Raw genomic sequence first — 21,019 nt, forward strand, 5'->3', positions numbered from 1 at the left:
GCCGGAACGGATGCCGATCCCGCGACCGGGGATCGCGGGCGTTCAGCGCGCGGGCAGCGCGAGCCCTTCAGCGGCGAGTTCGGAGCCGACCGCACCGGGGTAGTGGCGCCCCAGCAGATCCAGGCCGATCTGGGCGCGGCGGACGCGTTCCTTGCCCAGTGCGACGGCCGTGGGGGTGAGGTGGGTGCCGCTCGGGTAGATGTTCGGCGCGTTGCGCAGGCCGAACTTGACGTAGACGGGGGAGGCGACCCGCACGATCTCGGCGATCTCGAAGTGGCGCACGAAGCCGCCCATGTCGTCCGGGGCCTCGATGTAGACGTCCAGCGGGAGGTCCGTGGCCGCGCGCACGGCCGCCAGCTGGGCCAGGCTCAGGTCGGTCGGGACGTTGTAGGTGTCGGCGCCGAGGTCCTCGGCGATGCGCACCGAGGCGGGATTGGCCAGCCCCATCTGCACGCTGATCTTGAACTGCAGGTCGCTCGGCAGATCGCCAGCTTCGCGCATCGCCGAGGCGACCTTGAGCACCCCCAGATCGGTGATCAACACGCTGCGAACGCCGGCCTCGGCCGTCCTGCGGATGTCCTCCAGCACGTGCACCAGCTGCTCGGTGCCGCGCGCCTGCGCCGCCACCGGGGCTCCGCCGGACGACGTGGACATCGGGCTGGTGTCCCAGCTCGCCAGCGGACGGGCGAACAGGCTCAGCTCGACCGAGCGCGCGGACGCGGCGACCGCCATCGAGGCGAGTTCGTCGTCGGTGAGCAGCATCCCGCCGCTGCCCTGCGAGATGCGATGCACTCGCACGCCGCGCGCGTCGGCCTCGGCCAGCACGGCCTCGAAGACCTCCGGGCCCTCGGTGCTGGGGATCTCCACCCGGTACTGCGCGCCGTCCGGGAACCGCTTGCTGCTGGTAAGCGGGGCGTCCTCGCCCGGCAAGCCTTGCGAGCGCAGGAATTCACGTGTCTGGTCCACCCGGCAACTCCGTCCGATACTTCGAACAACGTTCGCAAAATCGTATGATCGCCATCGGTCGAAGGTCAAGGAAACCTCTTGACGTGAGCCGGTATCGGGTACGATGTTCGAAATATCGGTCAACCGATCGGTGGGTACGAGGGAAGGAGCGCGCGGTGGCACGAGCGGTACCGGCCGTGGAACGGGCCTTCGACGTCCTGGAGCTGTTCCTGGAGTCGCAGGAGTTGAGCGCACCGGAAATCACCGCGCAGCTCGGCTTGCCGCGCACCACGGTGCACGAGCTGGTCGGCACGCTCAGCGAGCGCGGTTATCTGATGGCCACCGCGCGGGGCAGCAACAAGTACCGGCTCGGGGTGCGCAGCTTCCAGCTCGGCGCGGCCTATGCGGAGCGTCTCGACCTGGCCCGCGAGGGCCACGTGGTCGCCGAGGACATCGCCGAGCGCTGTCAGGAGACGGTGCACGTGGGCGTGCGGGAGAACGCCGAGGTGCTCTACGTCGCCAAGGTGGACAGCAGCCACCCGGTGCGCATGGTATCGGCGGTCGGACGCAGGCTGCCCGCGCACTGCACGGCGCTGGGCAAGGTGCTGCTGGCGAGCCTCTCCCGCGCCGAGCTCGACGACCTCTACGCCGAGCGCAAGCTCGAGGCGATGACCGAGCGGAGCGTCACCAGCCGCAAGGCGCTGCGCAAGGAGCTCGACCAGGTCGCCGCCGACGGCGTGGCCAGCGAGTACCGCGAGTCCAACGAGTCGGTGGCCTGCGTGTCCGCGCCGGTGCACGACCAGAACGACCGCGTGGTGGCCGCGATGAGCATCTCGGTGCCGATCCTGCGGTGGAACGACGAGACCGAGAACGCCTTGCGCGACCTGGTCCGCGAAGGGGCGGCCGCGCTCTCCGAGCGCCTCGGATTCGGCGGTTGAGCCCGGCGGCCTGACAGTTTTGCCGATAACTGTCAGGCCCCGGTGCCCGTTCCGTCCGCACGGTTTTAGGCAAAACTGTCAGGTGCCTAGTGGCGCACGATCACCACGGGACACTTGGCGTGCACCGCCGCGCGCTGGCTGACGGAGCCGAGCAGGGCCTTGTAGAAGCTGCCGTGCCCGCGGCTGCCGACCACCAGCAGATCGGCGTTCTCGGAGGCGTCGACGAGGACCTGCGCGGCGTGACCGTGGACGAGTTCGCGCTCGATGGTCACCCCGCGATCGTCGCCCTGAATCTCCTCGACGGTGTCGTCGAGGCACTTGCGGGCCGAGTCCTCGAAGTCGTCGGGCGGCATCGGGCCGCCCTCCCAGCTGTAGAAGGCCGGGAACTCCCAGGCGCCGATGGCGTGCACCACCGAGCCGGATAGCGCGGCCTGCTGCTGCGCCCAGCGCAGCGCGCACTTCGACGACTCCGAGCCGTCCACCCCGACGATGATCCGCTGCTGCTCGCCCATGATGCCCTCCCGATGCCACGAGGTGCCGCCGGACGTTTACGTTTCGAGTGTCCGACGTCACCCCGCGAGCACGGAAGTGCGACGCGCTGATCTCCGCCCGATCCGCCCTCGGCGGCACCCGGTGGGGCCAGCCGCGCCGTCAGGTCAGTTCGTCCTCGATGGTGCGGGCGGCCTCCCGAGTGCAGTTGCCCATGTCCTCGGCGGCGGCCGCCGCCTGGTCGAGGGCGATGTGCGACGCGGACGGCTCGAGGCCGCCGGTGTCGCAGTCGGCGGCCAGTTGATCGAGCTCGCGGGCCAGCTGGGCGCTGGCGGCGCTGAGATCCAGCAGGGCCTGCCGGGCACGCGCGGCGTCGGCGCGCGAGGTCGCCATGCCGTGCGCTCCGGCGCGTAACCGCCAGCCGACATCGGTGACCATCTCGGTCGTGCGCGCGAGGTCGTGCCAAGTCGGTTTGCTGGTCATGTCCTGCCTCGACTTCCGGTGCCCGCCCATCGATCCGGTGCTTGCCTCCGGAGGGCTACTGCACTCGGATTACCCGCGTGCCCGCGTTGCGAAGCGTGAGCCCGCTCGCACCGCCAGCGCCGACGAGGCCGCCCCGAGCGCGACGACGACGCGCCGGGAGGTCGGCACCGTGGCGCGGCGCCGGAACACGTCATAACCGGATTCCACGATGCGATCGAGGATTTCGCCGTAGAGGGTGAAGGCGGTTCGCACGCACGGCCGGGCCTGCGGGCGCAGCAGCGCGATGCCCGGCTCGGCAGCCCGGTAGCGGGCGCGGGTGCGGGCCACCTGGTCGGACAGGGCCTGCCGGACCCGGGCGTCGCGGCGGCCCGTCTCGCGGCACCAGGCGAGCCGGTCGCGGTCCACGCCGAAGGCGCCCAGCTCGTCGAGGGGCAGGTAGATCCGGCCCCTGTCGAGGTCTTCGGAGACATCCCGCAGGAAGTTGGTCAGCTGGAAGGCCACGCCCAGCTCGGCGGCGTGGGCGCGCGCCTGCTCCGGCGGGCAGACCGTGCCGAGCACCGGCAGCAGCTGCAGGCCGATGACGGCGGCCGAACCGTGCACGTAGTTCTCGAGCGTCGCGCGGGTGGGGTACTCGCCAACGGTGAGGTCCATCCGCATCGAGGTCAGGAAGTCCTGGAACAGCGCGCGGTCGATCCGGTGCCGCTGGACGGTATCGGCCAGCGCCGCCAGCACCGGCTCGGCGCTCGTTCCCGAGTCGAGCGCTTCGTTCAGTCGTTTTTCCAGGTGATCGAGCTCCACGGCGCGATCCCCGGGGGAGCGGCCGGTGGTGTCGTCGACCAGGTCGTCGACCTGGCGCGCGAATCCGTAGAGGGCGTGCACGGCCGGGCGGTGCGCGGCGGGCAGCAGTCTGGTGGCCAGGAAGTAGGTGCGGCCGTGCTCGGCGTTGAGCCGCCGGGCGCGCAGGTAGGCGCCGCGCAGGGTGACGGGGACTCCGGCCGCTCGCAGTTCGCGGCGCGCTGTCACCGCTGGCAAGGCCCCCGCGTCCATGACTCGAATCTCAGCACATCGCGCGAGGCCCGGCGGTGCCGGAACCCGCCGACGGTGAATCCGGTCACGCGGGCGGATTTCGGCATCCGGCAGGACGGCCGCCGGTCGCGACGCGCATCCACGGTCAGGTCGCGACCGACGGCCTCGCGTGCGAGATCCCCTCTAGCTCTCGCACGCACGCGGGCGCTCCTGCGCCCGCGTGATCGAGACCGCTCAGCCGGACGGATATGACGCGGTTCGCCCTGAAATTCTTTCAGCCTGTGCCGACCTGCGCAGAGTTGCGCGACCACCGCAGGTGTGGTGGTACCCGGGTTGCTGGGATCCTCCTGCGCGGCGGTGCCGGTGGCGAGCTCGACGCGCGGTGCGGCTGCGGGATGCGCTCCCGATGTGGCCACCCGCACGACCACGCGGCGTCGCGGCCGCCCTCGACGCACGACGCGTCCGCGGCCACGGCGGTGCCGGCTGCCGAGGTGGGCTAGCGGCTCCGCTGCGGGTCGGTGCTCTGGTGGTCGGCCTGCTCGGCCTCACTCGCTCAGTCCGCGGCTCCGGAGCGCAGACCGTCGAAGGCGATCTTGGTGACCGCATCGGCGACCTGCTCGGATGCCGGACCGCGGGCGGGCCGGTACCACTCGATGATCGAGTTCACCATGCCGAACAGCAACCTGCTGGTCAGCGCGGGATCCACGTCCGGGCGGATGCTGCCGTCCCGCTCGGCCTCCTTGACCAGGTCGCTGACCACGTGGTCGAACTCGCGCCGCCTGCTCAGCGCCTGGCGCTCGACCCGGGTGTTGCCGCGCACCCGCAGCAGCAGCGTGACGAACGGGAGCTCCTCGACGAGCACCTGGACGCTGCGGCGAACCACGTGCTCGAGCCGATCGATGGCCTTGCCGCTGGTGGCCCCCGGCTCGTCGACCACGGCGAACAGGGCGTCCAGCGCCCGGTTCACGCCGAGCCGCAGCAGCTCGTCCTTGCCGGAGACGTGGTAGTAGATGGCGGACTTGGTGATGCCGAGCCGCTGGGCGAGCGTTTCCATGCTGGTGCCGTCGTAACCGCGCTCGTTGAACACCTGCACGGCGACGTCCAGCAGGCCGTCCAGGTCGTAACCGGGGCGGCCGCGGCGATTGGTGCGCTCTGCCATCGGTTCTCGGTCTCTCCACTCACGACTCGCGTCGGTCGACGATACGACGCAGCTTGCCCACCGAGCGCTCCAATGTGTCCGGATCCACCACGTGAACCTCGGTGCTGATGCCGACGCCGTCCTTGACCCCGCGGGTCAGTTCCTCAGCCGCCGCCGCGCGTCGCGCCGCCGGGCAGTCCTCGCGGGCCTCCACGCGCACCGCCATCCGATCCATCCGGCCCTCGCGATCGAGCACCAGCTGGAAGTGCGGCGAGAGCCCTTCGGTGCGCAGCACGACCTCCTCGATCTGGGTGGGGTAGACGTTGACCCCGCGCAGGATGATCATGTCGTCGCTGCGCCCGGTCACCTTGGCCATCCGCCGCATCGGCCGCGCCGTGCCCGGCAGCAGCTTGGTCAGGTCGCGGGTGCGGTACCGGATGATCGGCAGCGCCTCCTTGGTCAGCGAGGTGAACACCAGCTCGCCCTCGGTGCCGTCCGGCAGCACCTCCTCGGTGAACGGGTCGATCACCTCCGGGTAGCAGTGGTCCTCCCACACGTGCAGGCCGTCCTTGGTCTCCACGCACTCCTGCGCGACGCCGGGGCCCATCACCTCGGACAGGCCGTAGATGTCGACCGCGTCGATGTTCAGCCGCTGTTCGATCTCGGTCCGCATGCCGTCGGTCCACGGCTCGGCGCCGAAGATGCCCACCTTCAGCGAGGTCTCGCGCGGATCGATGCCCTGGCGCTCGAACTCGTCGAGCAGGGTGAGCATGTAGGTGGGCGTGATCATGATGATCTCGGGCCGGAAGTCCCGGATGAGCTGCACCTGCCGTGCGGTCATGCCGCCGGAGGCCGGGATCACGGTGCACCCGAGGCGCTCGGCCCCGTAGTGCGCGCCGAGTCCGCCGGTGAACAGGCCGTAGCCGTAGGAGACGTGGACCATCTGGCCGGGCCGCCCGCCCGCGGCGCGGATCGAGCGGGCCATCAGTTCGGCCCAGGTGTCGAGATCGCGCTGGGTGTAGCCGACGACCGTGGGCAGCCCGGTGGTGCCCGAGGAGGCGTGCAGCCTGCGGACCTGCTCCATCGGCACGGCGAAGGTGCCGAACGGGTAGTGCTCGCGGAGGTCGTGCTTCGTGGTGTGCGGGAACTTGGCCAGGTCGGCCAGGCTCCGGCAGTCCTCCGGTCGCACCCCGGCCGCGTCGAACTTGCTCCGGTACATCTCGACGTTGTCGTAGGCGTGCCGCAGCGTCCACTGCAGCCGGCGCAGTTGCAGGTCGGCGAGCTCGTCGGTGGTGACGCGCTCGTCGGCGGAAAGCTCCGGTGCGGTCATCGGCTGTTCCTCTCAGGTGCGCTCGTCGTTGAGCGTTCTGCTGTGGCCGCGGAACTCGGCAACGGGCTGCTCGTCGCGGTGCACGGTGACGTCGTAGATCCCGCTGCGCCCGAACCGGGTCCGCTCCTGCGCGACGGCGACGAGCTCGTCGCCGAGGCCGACCGGGCGGATGAAGGTGATGTCGGCGCGCGCGGCCACCGCGGTGGGTCCGTGGCCGTTGCACGCGCAGGCGAACGTCGTGTCGGCCAGCAGGAACAGGTAGCCGCCGTGGGCCGTGCCGTGTCCGTTGACCATCGCGGGGGTGATCCGCATGCGCGCCCGCGCATACCCTGGGGCCGTGTCGGTGAGCTCGATGCCCAGCGCCCTGGAGGCGTCGTCGGCCTCGAACATCTTCCGCGCGGGGTCCGGGTGGCCGGTCTCCTGCATTGGTTCACCGCCTCGCTACCGAACGAATAGTCGGTAATTAATCCCGCTGTCCCTCGCGGTGTCAAGACCGCACGCCCCGGGGTGATCTCTGGCTCGGTCAAGACGGAAACCGCCCTGTCCGGGCGGTGTACCGGGGTCGCCGATGGTGCTAATTTTCGAATGAACGGTCGGTAAATCCAAGTATCGGGAGGACGGCGGCGGATGTCTGCTCTGCGCAGTTACGTGGGCGGTGAGTGGCAGCGGCCCGCGGATGACGGGACGCCGGTGCTGGACGCGGTCACCGGAGCCGAGGTCGCACGGGTGTCCTCGGCCGGCATCGACATGGCCGCCGCCCTGGAGCACGGTCGTCGGCGCGGCGGGCCCGCGCTGGGCGAGCTGACGTTCCACCAGCGCGCCGCGCTGCTCAAGAGCCTGGCCTCCTACCTGCGCGAGCACCGCGAGGAGCTCTACGCGCTGTCCGCGAGCACCGGCGCCACCCGGGCAGACGCCAAGTTCGACGTCGACGGCGGCATCGGTGCCCTGTTCGCCTACTCCAGCAAGGGCCGCCGGGAACTGCCCGCCGGGTCGGTTCAGCTGGACGGCCCGGTCGAGCCCCTCGGCAAGGGCGGCACCTTCGTCGCCCAGCACGTGCTGACCCCGCTGCGCGGGGTGGCGGTGCAGATCAACGCGTTCAACTTCCCCGTGTGGGGGCCGCTGGAGAAGTTCGCACCCGCGTTCCTGGCCGGGGTGCCCAGCCTGATCAAACCCGCGACCCCGACCGCGTACCTGACCCACCGCCTGGTCGAACTGATGGTGGACTCCGAGCTGCTGCCCGAGGCCGCGGTGCAGCTGGTCTGCGGCGGCGCGGGCGACCTCCTAGACCACGTCACCGATCAGGACCTGGTGTCGTTCACCGGCTCGGCGGCCACCGGGCAGCGGCTGCGGGCGCACGCGACCATCGCGGCCAACTCCGTGCGGTTCAACGCCGAAGCCGACTCGCTGAACTGCTCGATCCTCGGTCCGGATGCCACCCCGGGCACGGCCGAGTTCGACCTGTTCGTCGACCAGCTGGTCACCGAGATGACCGTCAAGGCCGGGCAGAAGTGCACCGCGATCCGCCGCGCGCTGGTGCCCGCCGAGCGCATGGACGAGGTCGTCGACGCCGCCCGCGAACGGCTCCGCGAGGTCGTCGTGGGCAACCCGGCCGCCGAGGGCGTGCGGATGGGCGCGCTGGCGGGCACCGAACAGCGCGAGGAGGTGCGCCGCTCGCTGAAGGCCCTGCTGGAAGCGGGCACCCTGGTGCACGGTGACCCGGACCGGTTCGAGGTCGCCGACGCCGACGCGGAACGCGGCGCGTTCCTCCCGCCCCTGCTGCTGCGCTGCGACGACCCCGATCTGCCGCAACCGCACGAGGTGGAGGCATTCGGCCCGGTCAGCACGCTGCTCGGCTACGAAGGCACCGCGCACGCGGTCGAGCTGGCCCGGCGCGGCCGGGGCAGCCTGGTGGGCTCGGTGGTCAGCGCCGACACCGACTTCACCCGCGACGTGGTGCTGGGCGCGGCCTCCCGGCACGGCCGGATGCTGGTGCTCAACGACGACAACGCGGGCGAGAACACCGGCCACGGTTCGCCGCTGCCCGCACTGGTGCACGGCGGCCCCGGACGGGCGGGCGGCGGCGAGGAGCTGGGCGGCGTGCGCGGGGTGCAGCACCACATGCAGCGCACCGCCGTGCAGGCCGATCCGGCGACGCTGACCGCGATCACCGGGCAATGGGTTCCCGGCGCCCCGCGCACCGAGACCGAACAGCACCCGTTCCGCAAGCACCTCGAAGACCTGCGCGTCGGCGACACCGTCGTGGCCGGGCCGCGCACCATCACCGACGAGGACGTGGCGCACTTCGCCGACTTCACCGGCGACACCTTCTACGCCCACACCGACGAGCAAGCCGCCCGGGAGAACCCCTTCTTCGACGGCCGCGTCGCGCACGGCTATCTCGTGGTGTCCTTCGCCGCGGGCTTGTTCGTGCACCCGGATCCCGGTCCGGTGCTGGCCAACTACGGGCTGGAGAACCTGCGGTTCCTCACGCCCACCTACCCGGGCGATTCGATCACGGTGACGATGACCGCCAAGCAGATCACCCCGCGCGTCAACGCCGATCACGGCGAGGTGCGCTGGGACGTCGACGTCACCAACGGCGACGGCGACTCGGTGGCCAAGTACGACGTGCTGACCCTGGTCGCCAAGCGGACGGGAGACCGAGCATGACCGAGACCCTGGACGACACCGCCCTGCAGGAGCACTTCGAGCACCGGGTTGCCGCCGAGGAGCGCGTCGAACCGCGCGACTGGATGCCCGAGGGCTACCGCAAGACCCTGGTGCGCCAGATCGCGCAGCACGCGCACTCCGAGATCATCGGGATGCAGCCGGAGGGAAACTGGCTCACCCGCGCGCCCAGCCTGCGGCGCAAGGCGATCCTGCTGGCCAAGGTGCAGGACGAGGCCGGCCACGGGCTCTACCTCTACTCCGCGGCCGAAACCTTGGGAGTGGACCGGGCCGAGCTGACCGACAAGCTCATCGACCAGCGGCAGAAGTACTCGTCGATCTTCAACTACCCGACGCTGACCTTCGCCGACATCGGCGTGATCGGCTGGTTGGTCGACGGCGCGGCCATCTGCAACCAGGTGCCGCTGTGCCGCAGCTCGTACGGCCCGTACGCGCGAGCGATGGTGCGCATCTGCAAGGAGGAGTCCTTCCACCAGCGGCAGGGCTACGAGCTGCTGATGACGATGATGCGCGGCTCACCGGAGCAGCGGGAGATGGTGCAGGACGCCACCGATCGCTGGTGGTGGCCGTCGCTGATGATGTTCGGCCCGCCCGACGGCGACTCGCCGAACACCCAGCAGTCGATGGCCTGGCGCATCAAGCGGCACACCAACGACGAGCTCCGGCAGAAGTTCGTGGACATGACGGTGCCGCAGGCCGAGGCCCTCGGCGTCACCCTTCCCGACCCGGAACTGCGCTACGACGACGAGCGCGGGCACTACGACTTCGGCGAACCGGACTGGTCCGAGCTCAAGCGCGTCATCTCCGGGGACGGGCCGTGCAACGAGCAGCGGGTCGCCCGCCGCCGCGAGGCGCACGAACGAGGCCGGTGGGTGCGGGAAGCGGCCGCCGCGCACGCCGCCAAGCAGGCCGCGCGAAGCAGCGGGCCCACATCCGAGGAGGTCACCCGATGAGCGAGCGGGAAACCGCCGCGCCGCGCGCGTCCTGGCCGTTGTTCGAGGTCTTCGTGCGCGGCAAGCGCGGGCTCAACCACGTGCACGTCGGCTCGCTGCACGCGGCCGACGAGGAGATGGCGCTGCACAACGCGCGCAACCTCTACACCCGGCGCAACGAGGGCGTGAGCATTTGGGTGGTCCCGGCGGAGGCGATCACCGCCTCCAGCCCGGACGAGAAGGATCCGTTCTTCGCGCCGAGCGGGGACAAGGTCTACCGGCACCCGACCTTCTACCGCATCCCCGACGACGTCCCGCACATGTGAGGTCCCCGATGTCCTTCGACAACGCCTACCAGGCACTGTCCGCCGCCGATGATGACGGCGAGTCCCGCTGGGCCTTCGGGACCGGGTTCGACGACCCGCTCTCCGGCGTGGACAGCACGCTGCCGGACGGTGCGGACGGCGCCGAGCTCGGGGCGTACTGCCTGATGCTCGGCGACGACGCGCTGATCGCCGCGCACCGGCTCACCGAACTCGTCACCCTGGCCCCGGAACTCGAGGACGAGCTGGCGCTGGCCAACATCGCCCTGGACCTGCTGGGACAGGCGCGGTTGCTGCTCAGCCGCGCGGGACAGGCCGACGGGACCGGCCGGGACGAGGACCGGCTGGCCTACTTCCGCGACGAGCGGGAGTTCCGCAACGTGCGCCTGGTGGAACTGCCGGTCGGCGACTTCGGGCAGACCATCGCGCGATTGCTGGTGTTCAGCACCTGGCGGCTCGCTCTGCTGCGGCGGCTCGTCGATTCCCGCGACCCGGTACTCGCCGCCGTCGCCGCGAAGGGCGTCAGCGAGGTGACCTACCACCGGGATTACGCCGCGCGCTGGCTCGTCCGCCTCGGCGACGGCACCGAGCACTCGCACGAGCGCGCGCAGCACGGCCTGGACGAGATCTGGCCGCTGGTCGGTGAGCTCTTCGAGACCCACGCCACCGAGCGCGGACTGCCCGCTGTCGCGGTCCGAGCGGAGGAGTTGCGCGGGGAGTTCGACGAGATCATCGCGCAGGTGTGCGCCGCGGCGACCCTGGACGTCCCGCAGGCCGCGCCGCAGGCGTCGGTGGGCGGACGAGCGGGCCGCGACGGCGTGCACACCGAACACCTCGGCTACCTGCTGGCCGAGATGCAGAGCCTGGCCCGCGCGCACCCGGAGGCGACATGGTGACCACGACACGTCCGGGCCTGGCTCGGGCGCGCGCCGCCGCCGAGCAGGTCGTCGACCCGGAACTGCCGATGCTGACGCTGGCCGACCTCGGCGTGCTGCGGGAGGTCGAGATCTCGGGGGAGACGGTGGTCGTGTCGATCACGCCCACCTACTCCGGTTGTCCGGCGCTGCGCGAGATGCGGGCCGATATCGACGACCGGCTGCGCGCGGCCGGGTTCGACGACGTCGAGGTGCGCACGGTGCTCGACCCACCGTGGAGCACAGACCTGATCAGCGACGCGGGGCGCCGCAAGCTGGCCGAGCACGGCATCGCCCCGCCCGGGACCGCGCCGCAGCGCGCACCGGGGCCGGTACCGCTGACGTTGCAGGCCCCGGTCGCGCGGGTGGGCTGCCCGCGCTGCGGTTCGCCCGAGACCGAGGAGATCTCGAGGTTCGGCTCCACGGCGTGCAAGGCGCTGCGCCGGTGCCGCTCCTGCCAGGAACCCTTCGAGCACATCAAGGAGATCTGACGTGGGCGCACCCACCGCAACCCCGATCCGCAGGCGCACCGGTTTCCACTCGCTGCGGGTGAGCCGGGTCGATCGGCTCTGCGCCGACGCGGTCTCGGTCGAGTTCGCCGTGCCCGCCGAGCTCGCCGCCGAGTTCGACTTCCGCCCCGGCCAGTCGCTGACCGTGCGGCGCCACGTCGACGGGGCCGAGCAGCGGCGCAACTACTCGATCTGCGCCCCGCGCGGTGCCGCCCCGCGCATCGGGGTGCGCGAGGTGCCCGGGGGCGTGTTCTCCACCTGGTTGACCCGCGAGGTCCGGCCCGGCGACGAGATCGAGGTCGCGCCCCCGACGGGGACGTTCACCCCCGACCTGGAGCGCACCGAACGGCACGTGCTGCTGGCGGCGGGATCCGGGATCACCCCGGTGCTGTCCATCGCGAGCTCGGTGCTGGCCGAGACCGCCGCCACCATCACCCTCATCTACGGCAACCGGCGCAGCGACACGGTGATGTTCGCCGACGAGCTCGCCGAGCTCAAGGACCGCTACCCGGCCCGGCTGGAGCTCGTGCACCTGCTCTCCCGCGAACCGAGGGAGGCCGACCTGTTCACCGGCAGGCTCGACGCGGACAAGTTTCGCGCCCTGCTGTCCGATGTGGTCGCCGCCGACGGGGTGGACCAGTGGTGGTTGTGCGGACCGTTCGGCATGGTCACCGACACCTCGGAGGTGCTCCGCCAAACCGGCGTACCGGCCGAGCGGGTGCACCGCGAGCTGTTCTACGTCGACGACGTCCCGCCCGAACCGGTGCGCCACGAGGAGGCGACCACCGACGGGCCCACCAGCCAGGTGACCGTCGTGCTCGATGGCCGCACCACCACGATGGCCCTGCCGCAGGACGTCCCGGTGCTGGACGCCGCCCAGCAGGTTCGCCCGGACCTGCCGTTCGCCTGCAAGGGCGGTGTGTGCGGCACGTGCCGGGCGAAGATCACCACAGGTGAGGTGAACATGCGCCGCAACTTCGCGCTCGAGGACGCGGAACTGGCCGCGGGGTATCGGTTGACCTGCCAATCGCTACCCACCACACCCGAGGTGACGGTCGACTACGACTCGTGATCCTCGGTCGCCGTATCGGCCTGCGTGGCGGTTCGGGTGGGCCTGACACGCCGTCCGGCCGCGTGCTCTGCTCGTTGAGCAGCGGCGGTTCGCGGCTTCGCCGCTTGCGCCGGACTCACGAGGGCGGGTGCTGGCGGTCCTGGGTGCTGGAGTTCCTGAGCGGACGGTGCTAGGAGGCTTTCGCCGGGGTGTTGGTGATGGCTTCTTCCAGTTCTGCTCGTTTCATCTTGGAGCGGCCCTTGATGCCGAGTTGTTTGGCGCGATCGTCCAGTTCGGCCTTGGACAGGGCCGAGAGGTCCTCGGACGCCTTCGCCTTCGGCTTGCGGCCCTTGCGGGCCTCGTCGACGCTGCGCCGCAGCGCTTCGGTGAGATCGGTGACGTTGGTCGGTTGCGGCGGCGCCTCGGAGGGCACCGCCTCCCCGCCACGGGCCTTCTCTGCGAGGAGCTCCTCGACCCGGGCGGTGTAGGTGTCCTCGTAGTCCTCCGGATTCCACGCACCGCTCATCGATTCGATGATCGTGGTGGCCATCTGGATCTCCTTGTCCGTGGGCGCGGCCTGCTCGGACTGGTCCTCGAGCAGCTCGCCCGGATCGCGGATCTCATCGGCGAAGTACAGGGTGTTCAGCGCCAGCACCTCGTCGTCCGCGCGCACCGCGGTGAGGTACTGCTTGCCGCGCAGCACGAACGTCGCGATGCCCGCCTGCCCGGTCTTCTGCATGGCGCGGCGCAGCAGGTTGTACGGGCGGTAGTGCTCGCTGGAGTTGGGGGCCAGCCAGTAGGTCTTCTGGAAGTGCACCGGGTCGATCTCGGCGAGCTCGACGAACGTGGAGATGTCGATGGTGCGCGAGCGCCCGGGCGCGATCTCCTCCAGCTCGGCCGGATCGACGGTGATGACCCCGCCGTCGGCTTCGCGTCCCTTGACGATGTCGGAGTAGCCGACCTCCTCGCCGGTTCGCTCGTTGACGCGCTTGTAGCGGACCCGATCCGTGGTCCCGCGCTCGTACTGGTGGAACTGGATGGTGTGGTCCTCGGTCGCGGCGTAGAGCCCGACCGGGATCGTCACCAGGCCGAAGTTGATCGAACCGGTCCAGATCTTGCGCGGCATGGCTGCCTCCCGTTCCGCGGCGCCCGGTTTCACCATGCGGTGAGGGACGCAAGATCGCAGCTCTCGGAGCCGTTCTCCGGTGCTCGTCGCGCGCGACGACGCCCGGTCGCGGGGTCAACCGCCGGACCGGACCAGCTGGTGCGCGCCGTCGGGCAGCCGCCGGGTCCGGCCGCGGCGGGCGAGCAGTTCCATCAAGGGAACCGCGACCCGCCGCGACGTGTCCAGTGCCCGTTTCGCCTGACTCAGCGTGAACGGCTCGGGCAAGTCGGCCAGCCGTTCGACCGCGGCGCGCTCGGCGTCCGGCAGCAGCACCAGGCCGGGGGCGAGGCGCAGCAGCGCACCGGTGCGCTCCGCCGCGGCCAGTTCCCGCTCGCCGATGCCGAGATCGGCCAGGTCCTCGGCGGTGGGGGCCTGGAACGGGTGCTCGTGCAGCGCGCTGCACAGCGACTCCACCGCCTCGGCGACCCGAGGCGGCAGGGCGGGGTCACCGCGGCGCAGCCTGCCGTTGTCGCAGCGCGCGCCGATGTCGTGCGCGATCTCGGTCAGCAGCGCGGCATCGGGCAGTCCCAGTGCGCGACGGGCGGCCTCCGTGGCCATGCCCTCAGCGAGCGGGTGCTCGGCGCGGTGCCGCTCCAGCAAGTCGGTGAGGCGCTCGGCGAGCTCGGCGCGGTGCTGCTCGGAGAGCAACCACGGGCCGGGGCCGGGCGGGTCGGCGCCCATCGCCGCCAGCTCGTCGGCCCGGACGGTCCCGCGCCGTCGCAGTTCGTCCGCTCCGTCCGGCGTGCCGTCGAGTTCGGCGAGGACGCCGGCGCGCGCCCGCGCGGCACCGCGCCGGTTCAGCGCGGGCGGGCGGACGTCGAGCACCGTCAGGCCGGCGGCGACCCTGTGCGCGCCCGGTTCGCGCAGCAGCGCGCGATCTCCGATGCGCAGCGGTAGCGCCTGCCGCAGCGTCAGCCGCGCGCTGTCGGCGCCCAGCGGGCGGATGCGCGCGGTCACCGATGCCGCGCCGGTGTGCAGGGTCAGTTCGCGCGGGAGCTCGGAGGTGTGGCACGGCCGGGCCGGGTGGATCCGCACGTCGAGGGTGTCGGTGGTGAGCCAGCGATCGGGAGTGAGCAGCGCATCGCCGCGCCGCACCTGATCGAGGTCCACCCCGCGCAGGTTGGCGGCCACCCGGGCGGGGGCGACGACCTCGCTGGCGGCGGTGCCGAGCGCGTGCAGCGCCCGCACCGATGCCTCCAGACCCGCCGGGTGCAGCCGCAGCCGGTCACCGGTGCGCAGCGTGCCCGCCTGCAGCGTGCCGGTCACGACGGTGCCCGCGCCGCGGACGGTGAACGCGCGGTCCACCCACAGGCGGACATCGGCGTGCGCGTCGGTACCGGGCAGCTCGTGCAACATCCGGTCGATGCCCGAGCGCAGCTCGGCGAGACCGGCACCGGACCGGCCGCTGACCGCGACCGCAGGCAGGTCCTTCAGCGCCGTCGCGTCCAACCGGTCGCGCGCCTGACGCAGCGCCGGTTCGGGGTCGGCGAGGTCGCTGCGGGTGATGGCCAGCAGACCGTGCCGCACGCCCAGGGCGTGCAGCGCGTCGAGGTGCTCGCCGGATTGCGGCATCCACCCCTCGTCGGCGGCCACCACGAACAGCACCGCCGGGGCCGGGCCGACGCCCGCGAGCATGTTCGGCACGAACCGCTCGTGGCCGGGGACATCCACGAAGGCCACCGAGCAGCCGTCGGGCAACCGGGTCCAGGCGAAGCCGAGATCGATGGTCAGGCCGCGCCGGTGCTCCTCCTCCCACCGGTCCGGCTCCATCCCGGTCAGCGCCCGCACCAGCGTCGACTTGCCGTGATCGACGTGTCCCGCGGTGGCCACCACGTGCATCCGGATCACCCGGCCGCGAGCGCCGCGCGGCGCAGCGTCTCGTCGCATTCCTCGGGCACGGCTGCCAGATCCAGCAGGCACCGGTCCCGTTCCAGCCTGGCGAGCACCGGGGGATCGCCCAGGCGCAGGTGCTTGGCGAACCGTTCCGGCAAGGCCACGGCCGCGCTCGGCAGGAGCGCTCCCGGCGCACCCCCGCCACCCGCGGTCGCTTCGGATTCCACGGCGGTCGCGGGCAGTCCGGCCGCGGTCAGCTGCTCGGCGAGCGCCCGAGCGCGTCGCAGCAACCGCGCCGGGTCCGCGTGCAGCGCGCGAGCGGTCGGTGGTCGGGGCCCGCGCACGGTGGCCTCCAGCGCGGCGAGGGTCAGCTTGTCGACCCGCAGCGCGCGGGCCAGCGGATGCTTGCGCAACCGCTCGATCAGCTGCGCACGTCCCAGCAGCAGGCCGCACTGCGGGCCGCCGAGCAGCTTGTCCCCGCTGGCGATGACCAGATCCGCGCCGTCGGCCAGGGCGGTGTGCGCGTCGGGCTCGTCGGGCAGCGCCGAATCCGGCTCGAGCAGCCCGGAACCGATGTCGACCACCACCGGCGCGTCGAGCTCGCGGAGCGAGGCGGCCGGGACCGCGGCGGTGAAGCCGCTGATCACGAAGTTCGACGGGTGCACCTTGAGCACGAAACCCGTCTGCTCGCCGAGCGCCGCCCGGTAGTCGTCGAGACGAACGCGGTTGGTGGTCCCCACCTCGCGCAACCGGGCGCCGGTGGAGGTCAGCAGGTCCGGGATGCGGAAGCCGTCGCCGATCTCGACGAGCTCGCCGCGCGCGAGCACGATCTCCCCGCCGGCGGCAAGCGCGGTGGCGGCCAGGGCCAGCGCCGCCGCGCCGTTGTTGACCACGTGCGCGGCCTCCGCGGCGGGCACCGCCTCGCGCAGCGCGGCGATCGTGGCCGCACCTCGCGTTCCGCGCTTGCCGGTGTGCAGGTCGAGTTCCACATCGGTGGTGCCCGCCGCGCGCAGCAGCGCGTCCCGCGCCGGGTCGGACAGCGGAGCCCGGCCGAGGTTGGTGTGCAGCAGGACGCCGGTGGCGTTGACCACCGCCCGCACGCTCGAGGGCGAATCCGGAAGCGCCGCGAGGGTTTCCGCGACCACCCGCGAGGGATCGAGCTCGCCGTCGCGGGCCCGCTGCTGCACCTGTTGCGCGGTTCGCTTGACCAGTCGATGCCCGAGGTTTTCGATCGCGGCGGCTATCGCCGGGTCGGCCAGCACCCGGTCGGTTCCCGGAACGTCGCGGCGCGGATCGCGCATGGCCGCACTATAGGAACTCGGCGCAAGATCCGCTGGCTGGGAAGGATCCGGGGCAGGAACCCCATCGCAGCTAAATCGTGACAATGGGCGTTGACACGATTGGGTATGGTTCCTCGCATGGCTGGCACATCGCGGCACGCGATCACCGGCAGGACGCTCGACACCGTCGACGGGCTTCAGCTGAACGTGCAGGAGCGCGGTCAGCCGGACGCGCCGACCGTGCTGGCCCTGCACGGCTATCCGGACGACCACACGGTCTGGGACGGCGTGGCCGAGGTTCTCGCCGAGCGCTACCACGTGGTCACCTACGACGTTCGCGGCGCGGGTTCCTCCGGGGCCCCGGCCCACCCCGACGGCTACCGGGTCGATCTGCTGGCCGACGATCTCCGCCGGGTCGCCGACGCGGTCAGTCCCGACGCCGCGGTGCACCTGCTCGCGCACGACTGGGGCTCGGTGCAGACCTGGCACGCGGTCACCGATCCGGCCCATCGCGACCGGTTCGCCTCGTTCACCTCGATCTCGGGACCTTGCCTGGACCACATCGGGCACTGGGTGCGCGGCAAGCTGCGCGGCGGTCCGAAATCGCTCGCGCAGCTCGCCAAGCAACTCGTCTTCTCCGGCTACATCGGCTTCTTCCAGCTGCCGAAGCTTCCCGAGCTCGCCTGGCGGAGCGGGCTGATGAACCGGCTCATCGCCGTGCTGGAACGCCTCGACCGCGGCAGCGCCGGAAACCGGACGGTTCCGGTGGTCCGCGATGGCCTCAACGGGCTCTCGCTCTACCGCGCCAACTCCGGGGTGCTGACCGATCCGGGGGAGCGCAGCACCGACGTGCCGGTGCAGGTCCTGGCTCCCAGCGGTGACCCGTTCGTGTCCCCGGCGCTGCAGACGGAGGTCGGGCGATGGGTCGCGGACCTGCGCGTCCGGCGGCTCCCGGGCGGGCACTGGGTGCCGCGCACGCGTCCGGACCTCATCGCGTGGCACACCGCCGACTTCGTCGAGCACGTCCGGGGCGAGCGCAGCTGACGCAGGAAGGAGACGAGGCCGATGCCGTCCGACGTCGATCCCGCGGAGCCGGGGCGGGTGGAACTGCACGCTCGTGATGTGGAGTTCGACTGGTCCCAGCTGCCGATGCACTGGATCCCCGGTGAACCGTTCGCCACGCACTTCCTGAACTTCCTGCACCTGGTCCTGCCGGAAGGCGAGCGGTGGTTCGTCGAGGTCTTCAAGGAGGCCCTCCCGCTGGTCATCGACGAACGGCTCGCCGCCGACGTCCGCGGGTTCATCGGCCAGGAAGCCGTGCACGCCGAGTCGCACCAGGGCGTGGTCGACCACCTCGACGCCCACGGGCTGGACACCGGCCCGTACGTGGAGCAGGTCCGCTGGATCTTCCGCCGACTCCTCGGCGATCGGCCGTACCAGGGCGAGCGCGCCGAGGCGTGGCTGGTGCAGCGGCTGGCGGTCATCGCCGCGATCGAGCACTTCACGGCCGTGCTCGGGCAGTGGGTCCTGGACGCCGAGGCGCTGGACCGGTGCGGGACGGACCCGACCATGCTGGACCTGCTGCGCTGGCACGGGGCCGAGGAGGTCGAGCACCGCGCGGTCGCGTTCGACCTCTACCAGCACGTCCACGGCAAGTACCGGCAGCGGTGCGGCGCACTGCTCATCGCCGCGCTCGCGATCGCGAGCCTGTGGGCTCGCGGGGTGAAGTACCTGATGCGGCAAGACCCGGTGCTGCGCGGCAGCCGCGAACCCCGCTGGCGCGATCTGCTGCGCTGCGGCAGGCGCGGGATCATCCCGCCGGTCTGGCGGTTGCTGGGCAGCCTTCCCGGCTATCTGCGCCCGAACTACCACCCGTCCCAGTACGGCTCGACGGCGCAGGCGGTGGCGTACCTGGCGAAGTCTCCCGCGGCGTTGGCGGCCGAGCGCTGATGACCGCGCACGAGATACCTCGCGCCCTGGACGGCTCCGGCCCGGACCCGTTCCTGCTGCGGCTGCGCAAACTGGTGGCGGGCATGGAGCGGATGAGCCGCGATTGCCGCCACGGCGTCGCACCGCCGAACCCGGTCGACCGCGACATCGCGCTGGTCGTCGACGAGGTGCGCGAGGAGGCCGACGAGGTCGTGTCCGTGCGGCTGCGTCACCCGGAGGGACGCCCGCTTCCCGCGTGGCACCCCGGCGCGCACCTCGACGTCCGGCTGCCCTCGGGACGGACCCGGCAGTACTCGCTGTGCGGTCCGGTGGGCGAGCGCGACCATTACCGGATCGCGGTGCGCCGCATCGCCGGTGGCAGCGTTTCCCGCGAGGTGCACCGGCTGCGGACCGGGGCGCGGGTCTCGGCGAAGGGCCCGCGCAACGCCTTCGCCTTCGCCGGTGAGCCGCGCAACCTGTTCGTCGCGGGCGGTATCGGGATCACACCGATCCTGCCGATGGTGCGCAGCGCGGCCGCGCGCGGGCACGACTGGCGGCTCGTCTACACGGGACGCTCCCGCTCGTCGATGCCCTTCCTGGACGAGTTGTCCGAATTGGATCCGCAACGGGTGTGGATCAGAACGGACACCGAGTTCGGACTGCCCGCCTCCGGTTCGGAACTGCTCGAACGAGCCGCCCCGGGAGCCGCGGTGTACGCCTGCGGCCCCACGCCGATGCTCAGTGGCATCCGGCTCGCGCTGCCGGACAGCCCGGCCGAAGCGCTGCACTGGGAGCGGTTCGCCGCACCGCCGATCGTCGACGGGCGTGCGTTCACCGTGGAGCTCGCCCGCACCGGCCGCACCGTCGAGGTACCGGCCGACCGCACCGCGCTGGAGGCGATCTCGGACGTGCTGCCCGAGGTCCCGTACTCGTGCAGGCAGGGCTTCTGCGGTACCTGCCACACCCGCCTGCTCTCGGGTGCGGTGCGCCGACGCGGTCGCGCGGGAGAGGGGCTCGCGGCGATCTGCGTGGATCGAGCCGACGGGCGGTTGGTGCTCGACTTGTAGACCCCGGTCGGGGGATCAGGGGAGATGGGGCTCGCGGGTCGCACGGGGGCGGCCCGCGAGCCCCACCGGCACGAGCCGGGCGCCGAAGCGGTCGCGGGGTGCGAAAAACGCTTCGGCGCCCGGCGCTCCTGCCGTAGTGTTCGCGGCATGGACCTCAGCGCGGCCAGCGAGATCGGCTCCGTCGACGAGCTCACCGACATCATCGGCGAACCCCCGCAGCGGGTGCTGGACAAGGAACGGCCGCGCTTGCACGAGTTGGATCGGCAGTGGCTCGCCGCTTCGCCGTTCTGCCTCGTCGCGACCTCCGACTCCGAGGGCCGGTGCGACGTCTCACCGAAGGGGGATCCCGCCGGCTTCACCCGGGTGCTCGACGAGCGCACCATCGCCGTCCCGGAACGCCCCGGCAACCGCCAGGTCGACGGCTTCCGCAACATCCTGCGCAATCCCCACGTGGGGTTGCTGTACTTCATCCCGGGCCGCGGTGACACCTTGCGGATCAACGGTCGCGCCCGGCTGCTGCGCGATGCCCCGTTCTTCGACGACCTGGTCGTCAAGGGCCACCGGCCGGAGGTGGTGCTCCTGGTGGAGATCGAGCAGGTCTTCCACCACTGCGCCAAGGCTTTCCTGCGCTCCGGGCTGTGGAACCCGGAGACCTGGGACCCGGACGCGGTGACCACCCGTGCGCGCATCGCCAAGGAGCTGGAACGGCCTGACGACTCGCTGACCGAGCTCGAGCACTACTACAGCCCGGACCAATACCGCCGGACCCTCTACGACGCCGGGGCCTGAACCGAGTCGCGGCAGCGCGCCGGTAGCAGCGGCGGAACCAGCGGGTGAGGTGCGCCTGGTCGGCGAACCCGGCCCCGTCCGCCGCTGCGGGGCTGCTGTCGGCCTCGATCAACATCGGACCGGGTCCGGACCGATGTGCACGGCCGGTGAACCCGTTCTCCTGCGCGCAGGGGCCGTCGCGCGGATCCTC

General features: G+C 71.7%; 21 protein-coding genes. 11 read left to right on the plus strand and 10 right to left on the minus strand.

Going from position 1 to position 21,019, the window contains the following annotated elements; genetic code table 11:
- Positions 1 to 42: 42 nt before the first annotated feature.
- Positions 43 to 966 (minus strand): U32 family peptidase, encoded by a 924-nt coding sequence (locus tag ABD289_RS15925; RefSeq protein WP_344132612.1) that lies wholly within the window; start codon positions 964 to 966, stop codon positions 43 to 45.
- Between the two features lie 155 nt (positions 967 to 1,121).
- Here ABD289_RS15925 and ABD289_RS15930 point away from each other — a divergent pair, with 155 nt between their 5' ends.
- A complete protein-coding gene (locus ABD289_RS15930; protein ID WP_344132615.1) occupies positions 1,122 to 1,883 on the plus strand; it encodes an IclR family transcriptional regulator in 762 nt (253 codons plus the stop codon).
- 86 nt (positions 1,884 to 1,969) lie between these two features.
- On the opposite strand, the gene ABD289_RS15935 is transcribed toward ABD289_RS15930, so the two are convergent.
- The 6 genes from ABD289_RS15935 to paaI all read right to left on the minus strand — a co-directional run bounded on the left by ABD289_RS15935 (position 1,970) and on the right by paaI (position 6,775).
- Positions 1,970 to 2,395: a universal stress protein gene (locus tag ABD289_RS15935; RefSeq protein ID WP_344132618.1), complete on the minus strand. Its 426-nt coding sequence runs from the start codon at positions 2,393 to 2,395 to the stop codon at positions 1,970 to 1,972.
- 139 nt (positions 2,396 to 2,534) lie between these two features.
- The gene (locus ABD289_RS15940; protein ID WP_344132621.1) at positions 2,535 to 2,855 is read right to left on the minus strand and encodes a hypothetical protein; all 321 of its coding nucleotides are present in this window, start codon (positions 2,853 to 2,855) and stop codon (positions 2,535 to 2,537) included.
- Between the two features lie 69 nt (positions 2,856 to 2,924).
- Positions 2,925 to 3,902 carry a phytoene/squalene synthase family protein gene (locus tag ABD289_RS15945; RefSeq protein ID WP_344132624.1) on the minus strand — a complete coding sequence of 326 codons (978 nt, stop codon included), beginning with the start codon at positions 3,900 to 3,902 and terminating at the stop codon, positions 2,925 to 2,927.
- Between the two features lie 532 nt (positions 3,903 to 4,434).
- Complete coding sequence (locus ABD289_RS15950; RefSeq protein WP_344132627.1) at positions 4,435 to 5,040, minus strand: TetR/AcrR family transcriptional regulator; 606 nt, start codon at positions 5,038 to 5,040, stop codon at positions 4,435 to 4,437.
- A gap of 19 nt (positions 5,041 to 5,059) precedes the next feature.
- A complete protein-coding gene (gene paaK, locus ABD289_RS15955) occupies positions 5,060 to 6,349 on the minus strand; it encodes a phenylacetate--CoA ligase PaaK (protein ID WP_344132630.1) in 1,290 nt (429 codons plus the stop codon).
- 12 nt (positions 6,350 to 6,361) lie between these two features.
- Positions 6,362 to 6,775, minus strand: a complete 414-nt coding sequence (gene paaI / locus ABD289_RS15960) for a hydroxyphenylacetyl-CoA thioesterase PaaI (protein WP_344132635.1) — start codon at positions 6,773 to 6,775, stop codon at positions 6,362 to 6,364.
- 201 nt (positions 6,776 to 6,976) lie between these two features.
- Between paaI and paaZ the strand changes: the two genes are divergently transcribed.
- From paaZ to paaE, 6 genes are read left to right on the plus strand one after another with little or no spacing between them, the layout of a single operon-like run.
- Complete coding sequence (gene paaZ / locus ABD289_RS15965) at positions 6,977 to 9,019, plus strand: phenylacetic acid degradation bifunctional protein PaaZ (protein WP_344132638.1); 2,043 nt, start codon at positions 6,977 to 6,979, stop codon at positions 9,017 to 9,019.
- Positions 9,016 to 9,990, plus strand: coding sequence for a 1,2-phenylacetyl-CoA epoxidase subunit PaaA (gene paaA / locus ABD289_RS15970; protein WP_344132641.1), 975 nt, complete (start codon positions 9,016 to 9,018; stop codon positions 9,988 to 9,990). Before paaZ ends, paaA begins: the two co-directional genes overlap by 4 nt.
- Positions 9,987 to 10,295: a 1,2-phenylacetyl-CoA epoxidase subunit PaaB gene (gene paaB / locus ABD289_RS15975; protein WP_344132644.1), complete on the plus strand. Its 309-nt coding sequence runs from the start codon at positions 9,987 to 9,989 to the stop codon at positions 10,293 to 10,295. Before paaA ends, paaB begins: the two co-directional genes overlap by 4 nt.
- An 8-nt stretch (positions 10,296 to 10,303) precedes the next feature.
- Positions 10,304 to 11,188 (plus strand): 1,2-phenylacetyl-CoA epoxidase subunit PaaC, encoded by an 885-nt coding sequence (gene paaC, locus ABD289_RS15980; RefSeq protein ID WP_344132647.1) that lies wholly within the window; start codon positions 10,304 to 10,306, stop codon positions 11,186 to 11,188.
- Positions 11,182 to 11,697, plus strand: coding sequence for a 1,2-phenylacetyl-CoA epoxidase subunit PaaD (paaD, locus tag ABD289_RS15985; protein WP_344132650.1), 516 nt, complete (start codon positions 11,182 to 11,184; stop codon positions 11,695 to 11,697). The genes paaC and paaD overlap by 7 nt, the downstream gene beginning before the upstream one ends.
- A gap of 1 nt (position 11,698) precedes the next feature.
- Positions 11,699 to 12,787 carry a 1,2-phenylacetyl-CoA epoxidase subunit PaaE gene (gene paaE / locus ABD289_RS15990; RefSeq protein ID WP_344132653.1) on the plus strand — a complete coding sequence of 363 codons (1,089 nt, stop codon included), beginning with the start codon at positions 11,699 to 11,701 and terminating at the stop codon, positions 12,785 to 12,787.
- A gap of 169 nt (positions 12,788 to 12,956) precedes the next feature.
- Here the strand turns inward: paaE and ku are convergent, their stop codons facing one another.
- The 3 genes from ku to selA form a co-directional block, all read right to left on the minus strand.
- Complete coding sequence (gene ku / locus ABD289_RS15995; RefSeq protein WP_344132656.1) at positions 12,957 to 13,892, minus strand: non-homologous end joining protein Ku; 936 nt, start codon at positions 13,890 to 13,892, stop codon at positions 12,957 to 12,959.
- A gap of 114 nt (positions 13,893 to 14,006) precedes the next feature.
- Positions 14,007 to 15,770 (minus strand): selenocysteine-specific translation elongation factor, encoded by a 1,764-nt coding sequence (gene selB / locus ABD289_RS16000; protein WP_344132660.1) that lies wholly within the window; start codon positions 15,768 to 15,770, stop codon positions 14,007 to 14,009.
- 5 nt (positions 15,771 to 15,775) lie between these two features.
- A complete protein-coding gene (gene selA, locus ABD289_RS16005; RefSeq protein ID WP_344132663.1) occupies positions 15,776 to 17,065 on the minus strand; it encodes an L-seryl-tRNA(Sec) selenium transferase in 1,290 nt (429 codons plus the stop codon).
- 117 nt (positions 17,066 to 17,182) lie between these two features.
- On the opposite strand from selA, the gene ABD289_RS16010 reads away from it, so the two are divergent.
- From ABD289_RS16010 to ABD289_RS16025, 4 genes are all read left to right on the plus strand, one after another.
- Positions 17,183 to 18,088 carry an alpha/beta fold hydrolase gene (locus tag ABD289_RS16010; RefSeq protein WP_344132666.1) on the plus strand — a complete coding sequence of 302 codons (906 nt, stop codon included), beginning with the start codon at positions 17,183 to 17,185 and terminating at the stop codon, positions 18,086 to 18,088.
- Between the two features lie 21 nt (positions 18,089 to 18,109).
- Positions 18,110 to 18,994: a metal-dependent hydrolase gene (locus ABD289_RS16015; RefSeq protein WP_344132669.1), complete on the plus strand. Its 885-nt coding sequence runs from the start codon at positions 18,110 to 18,112 to the stop codon at positions 18,992 to 18,994.
- The gene (locus ABD289_RS16020) at positions 18,994 to 20,040 is read left to right on the plus strand and encodes a PDR/VanB family oxidoreductase (RefSeq protein ID WP_344132672.1); all 1,047 of its coding nucleotides are present in this window, start codon (positions 18,994 to 18,996) and stop codon (positions 20,038 to 20,040) included. Before ABD289_RS16015 ends, ABD289_RS16020 begins: the two co-directional genes overlap by 1 nt.
- Positions 20,041 to 20,187: 147 nt before the next feature.
- Positions 20,188 to 20,829, plus strand: a complete 642-nt coding sequence (locus ABD289_RS16025; protein WP_344132675.1) for a pyridoxamine 5'-phosphate oxidase family protein — start codon at positions 20,188 to 20,190, stop codon at positions 20,827 to 20,829.
- Positions 20,830 to 21,019: the final 190 nt, after the last annotated feature.

The sequence above is a fragment of the Saccharopolyspora halophila genome, assembly GCF_039531955.1.
GTDB classification, from domain to species: Bacteria; Actinomycetota; Actinomycetes; order Mycobacteriales; family Pseudonocardiaceae; genus Saccharopolyspora; species Saccharopolyspora halophila.